Below are 5,340 nucleotides of genomic sequence, written 5' to 3'. Positions count from 1 at the left end.
AAAGAAGTCCGGCGGTGTCCTACTCTCCCACACCCTCACGAGTGCAGTACCATCGGCGCTGGAGGGCTTAGCTTCCGGGTTCGGAATGTGACCGGGCGTTTCCCCTCCGCCATGACCGCCGTAACACTATCGACATATCAAACAACCGGGTCAGGTTGTTCGTTAGCCGTGAATCACACAGTGGACGCGAAACAGCAAGAATGTAGTCAAGTCCTCGGCCTATTAGTACCGGTCAACTGAACCCGTTACCGGGCTTACATTTCCGGCCTATCAACCCAGTCGTCTAGCTGGGGGCCTTACCCATCCGAAGATGGTGGGATACCTCATCTTGAAGCGAGCTTCCCGCTTAGATGCTTTCAGCGGTTATCCCTTCCGAACGTAGCTAACCAGCCGTGCCCTTGGCAGGACAACTGGCACACCAGAGGTTCGTCCGTCCCGGTCCTCTCGTACTAGGGACAGCCCTTCTCAAGTATCCTACGCGCACGGCGGATAGGGACCGAACTGTCTCACGACGTTCTAAACCCAGCTCGCGTACCGCTTTAATGGGCGAACAGCCCAACCCTTGGGACCTGCTACAGCCCCAGGATGCGACGAGCCGACATCGAGGTGCCAAACCATCCCGTCGATATGGACTCTTGGGGAAGATCAGCCTGTTATCCCCGGGGTACCTTTTATCCGTTGAGCGACACCGCTTCCACTCGCAAGTGCCGGATCACTAGTCCCGACTTTCGTCCCTGCTCGACCTGTCAGTCTCACAGTCAAGCTCCCTTGTGTACTTGCACTCAACACCTGATTGCCAACCAGGCTGAGGGAACCTTTGGGCGCCTCCGTTACCTTTTAGGAGGCAACCGCCCCAGTTAAACTACCCACCAGACACTGTCCCTGAACCGGATAACGGTCCGAAGTTAGATACCCAAATCAACCAGAGTGGTATTTCAAGATTGCCTCCACCCGTACTGGCGTACGGACTTCACCGGCTCCCACCTATCCTACACAAGCTAATTCGGATACCAATGTCAAGCTATAGTAAAGGTCCCGGGGTCTTTCCGTCCTGCCGCGCGTAACGAGCATCTTTACTCGTACTGCAATTTCGCCGGGCCTGTGGTTGAGACAGTGGGGAAGTCGTTACGCCATTCGTGCAGGTCGGAACTTACCCGACAAGGAATTTCGCTACCTTAGGATGGTTATAGTTACCACCGCCGTTTACTGGCGCTTAAGTTCTCCGCTTCGCCCCGAAGAGCTAACAGGTCCCCTTAACGTTCCAGCACCGGGCAGGCGTCAGTCCATATACATCGAATTACTTCTTCGCATGGACCTGTGTTTTTAGTAAACAGTCGCTTCCCCCTGCTCTCTGCGGCCATACAACGCTCCACCCGCGCGGGGCTTCACGTCTCCGGCCCCCCTTCTCCCTAAGTTACGGGGGCAATTTGCCGAGTTCCTTAACCACAGTTCGCCCGATCGCCTCGGTATTCTCTACCTGACCACCTGTGTCGGTTTGGGGTACGGGCCGCTAAGAACTCGCTAGAGGCTTTTCTCGGCAGCATAGGATCACTGACTTCACCTGAATCGGCTCGGCATCACGTCTCAGCCCTGTGCACCACGGATTTGCCTATGGTACGGCCTACACGCTTACCCCGGCACAACCACCGGCCGGGCTCAGCTACCTTCCTGCGTCACCCCATCGCTTGACTACTACCCGCCAGGTTCCCATGCTCCCCAACATTGGTCCGAAGACCGCCGCCAGTTCGGATGGTTAGCACAACGAGGTTCATCAGGGACGCTCTTTCGCGGGTACGGGAATATCAACCCGTTGTCCATCGACTACGCCTCTCGGCCTCGCCTTAGGTCCCGACTCACCCAGGGCGGATTAGCCTGGCCCTGGAACCCTTGGTCATCCGGCGGAAGGGTTTCTCACCCTTCTTTCGCTACTCATGCCTGCATTCTCACTCGTGCCGCGTCCACACCTCGATCACTCGGATGCTTCACCCCCGGCACGACGCTCCCCTACCCATCCACACACCTGCACCAGACATCAAGGCCTGGCGAAGTAAAAATGTGAATGCCACAGCTTCGGCGGTGTGCTTGAGCCCCGCTACATTGTCGGCGCGGAACCACTTGACCAGTGAGCTATTACGCACTCTTTAAAGGGTGGCTGCTTCTAAGCCAACCTCCTGGTTGTCTATGCGACCCCACATCCTTTTCCACTTAGCACACGCTTAGGGGCCTTAGCTGGTGATCTGGGCTGTTTCCCTCTCGACTACGAAGCTTATCCCCCGCAGTCTCACTGCCGCGCTCTCACTTACCGGCATTCGGAGTTTGGCTGATTTCGGTAAGCTTGTGGGCCCCCTAGACCATCCAGTGCTCTACCTCCGGCAAGAAACACGCGACGCTGCACCTAAATGCATTTCGGGGAGAACCAGCTATCACGGAGTTTGATTGGCCTTTCACCCCTAACCACAGGTCATCCCCCAACTTTTCAACGTTGGTGGGTTCGGCCCTCCACGCGGTCTTACCCGCGCTTCAGCCTGCCCATGGCTAGATCACTCCGCTTCGGGTCTAGAGCATGCGACTAAAAACGCCCTATTCAGACTCGCTTTCGCTACGGCTCCCCCACACGGGTTAACCTCGCCACATGCCACTAACTCGCAGGCTCATTCTTCAAAAGGCACGCCGTCACCCCGTAAGGCTCCGACGGATTGTAGGCGAACGGTTTCAGGTACTATTTCACTCCCCTCCCGGGGTACTTTTCACCATTCCCTCACGGTACTTGTCCGCTATCGGTCACCAGGAAGTATTTAGGCTTACCAGGTGGTCCTGGCAGATTCACGGCAGATTTCAGGAGTCCGCCGCTACTCGGGAACACCCACAGAAGACCAGCCACTTTCACCTACCGGACTTTCACCGCCTACGGTCAGCCATTCCAGACTGTTCGGCTAGCAACTGGTTTTATAACTCCTCACACGAGTGTCAGCTCATGTAGCAGGGTCCCACAACCCCGACCACGCAACCCCTGACAGGTATCACACGCAGCCGGTTTAGCCTCAATCCGCTTTCGCTCGCCACTACTCACGGAATCACTATTTGTTTTCTCTTCCTACGGGTACTGAGATGTTTCACTTCCCCGCGTTCCCCCCATACACCCTATGTGTTCAGGTGCAGGTGACATCACATGACTGATGCCAGGTTTCCCCATTCGGACACCCTGGGATCACAGCTTGGTTGACAGCTCCCCCAGGCCTATCGCGGCCTCCCACGTCCTTCATCGGCTCCTGGTGCCAAGGCATTCACCGTTCGCCCTTGACAACTTGACCACAAAGATGCTCGCGTCCACTGTGCAATTCTCAACCAACGACCAACCCACAACCCACAAAGTGCGACACCAAACCCGGTAACCACCGGCGGTATGCCACACCAGGCCATGCCTGGCAGCTTTCGCCTAAAGAAACCAACCACACAGGGTTGTTCCTTCAGGACTCAACAGGGTGCCATCCGCTCTCCACCAGCCGCACCACAACCCCCGTTCCTGCACCCCCCGAAGAGAGCGTGTACTAGAAGATTCCGGCCGTTGCCAGGAGAAAACTCACCAGTGTCTCCGCCATCGAGCACCCCGACCCAACATTCGTAGGCCGCGGGCTCCTTGCCACCTTTCGGTGGAAGGTGCTCCTTAGAAAGGAGGTGATCCAGCCGCACCTTCCGGTACGGCTACCTTGTTACGACTTCGTCCCAATCGCCAGCCCCACCTTCGACGGCTCCCTCCACAAGGGTTGGGCCACCGGCTTCGGGTGTTGCCGACTTTCGTGACGTGACGGGCGGTGTGTACAAGGCCCGGGAACGTATTCACCGCAGCGTTGCTGATCTGCGATTACTAGCGACTCCGACTTCACGGGGTCGAGTTGCAGACCCCGATCCGAACTGAGACCGGCTTTTTGGGATTCGCTCCACCTTACGGTATCGCAGCCCATTGTACCGGCCATTGTAGCATGCGTGAAGCCCTGGACATAAGGGGCATGATGACTTGACGTCATCCCCACCTTCCTCCGAGTTGACCCCGGCAGTCTTCGATGAGTCCCCGCCATAACGCGCTGGCAACATCGAACGAGGGTTGCGCTCGTTGCGGGACTTAACCCAACATCTCACGACACGAGCTGACGACAGCCATGCACCACCTGTGACCGCCCCCGAAGGACCCGACATCTCTGCCGGTTTTGCGGCCATGTCAAACCCAGGTAAGGTTCTTCGCGTTGCATCGAATTAATCCGCATGCTCCGCCGCTTGTGCGGGCCCCCGTCAATTCCTTTGAGTTTTAGCCTTGCGGCCGTACTCCCCAGGCGGGGCGCTTAATGCGTTAGCTGCGGCACAGAGAACCGGAGAGGCTCCCCACACCTAGCGCCCAACGTTTACAGCGTGGACTACCAGGGTATCTAATCCTGTTCGCTCCCCACGCTTTCGCTCCTCAGCGTCAGTATCGGCCCAGAGACCCGCCTTCGCCACCGGTGTTCCTCCTGATATCTGCGCATTTCACCGCTACACCAGGAATTCCAGTCTCCCCTACCGAACTCTAGCCTGCCCGTATCGACTGCAGGCCCGCAGTTGAGCTGCGGGTTTTCACAGTCGACGCGACAAGCCGCCTACGAGCTCTTTACGCCCAATAAATCCGGACAACGCTCGCGCCCTACGTCTTACCGCGGCTGCTGGCACGTAGTTGGCCGGCGCTTCTTCTGCAGGTACCGTCACTTACGCTTCGTCCCTGCTGAAAGAGGTTTACAACCCGAAGGCCGTCATCCCTCACGCGGCGTCGCTGCATCAGGCTTCCGCCCATTGTGCAATATTCCCCACTGCTGCCTCCCGTAGGAGTCTGGGCCGTGTCTCAGTCCCAGTGTGGCCGGTCGCCCTCTCAGGCCGGCTACCCGTCGTCGCCTTGGTAGGCCATCACCCCACCAACAAGCTGATAGGCCGCGAGCCCATCCCAGGCCGAAAAACTTTCCACCAACAGTCATGCGACCGCAGGTCATATTCGGTATTAGCCCCGGTTTCCCGGGGTTATCCCAAAGCCTAGGGCAGGTTGCTCACGTGTTACTCACCCGTTCGCCGCTCGAGTACCCCGAAGGGCCTTTCCGCTCGACTTGCATGTGTTAAGCACGCCGCCAGCGTTCGTCCTGAGCCAGGATCAAACTCTCCAACAAAAACTTGTTGAACAATCGTCCCGGCAACAAAAAGTGTTGCCAAAGGAATCCCCACCAGCCAGACCCGAAGGCCCAACCAGCACGGGGTATAACTTAATTGGCACTGGCTTATCAAGCACCCTGTTGAGTTCTCAAAGAACAACCACACACCATCCGG

Annotated in this window: 3 rRNA genes; all 3 read right to left on the bottom strand. The window is 57.5% G+C overall.

What is annotated here, in order from left to right:
- Window positions 1-6: 6 nt before the first annotated feature.
- The 3 genes from rrf to AB0F58_RS29860 all read right to left on the bottom strand — a co-directional run bounded on the left by rrf (window position 7) and on the right by AB0F58_RS29860 (window position 5,183).
- Window positions 7-123, bottom strand: a 5S ribosomal RNA gene (rrf, locus tag AB0F58_RS29870).
- Window positions 124-202: 79 nt separating this feature from the next.
- Window positions 203-3,311: ribosomal RNA gene (locus tag AB0F58_RS29865) — 23S ribosomal RNA — on the bottom strand.
- A gap of 357 nt (window positions 3,312-3,668) precedes the next feature.
- Window positions 3,669-5,183: ribosomal RNA gene (locus AB0F58_RS29860) — 16S ribosomal RNA — on the bottom strand.
- The 16S, 23S and 5S rRNA genes sit together here, the layout of an rRNA operon.
- Window positions 5,184-5,340: the final 157 nt, after the last annotated feature.

This window comes from Micromonospora sp. NPDC023956 (assembly GCF_040639195.1).
GTDB lineage: Bacteria > Actinomycetota > Actinomycetes > Mycobacteriales > Micromonosporaceae > Micromonospora.
Note: the sequence above shows the minus strand (reverse complement) of the source record. Positions and strands in the feature narration are given on the sequence as shown.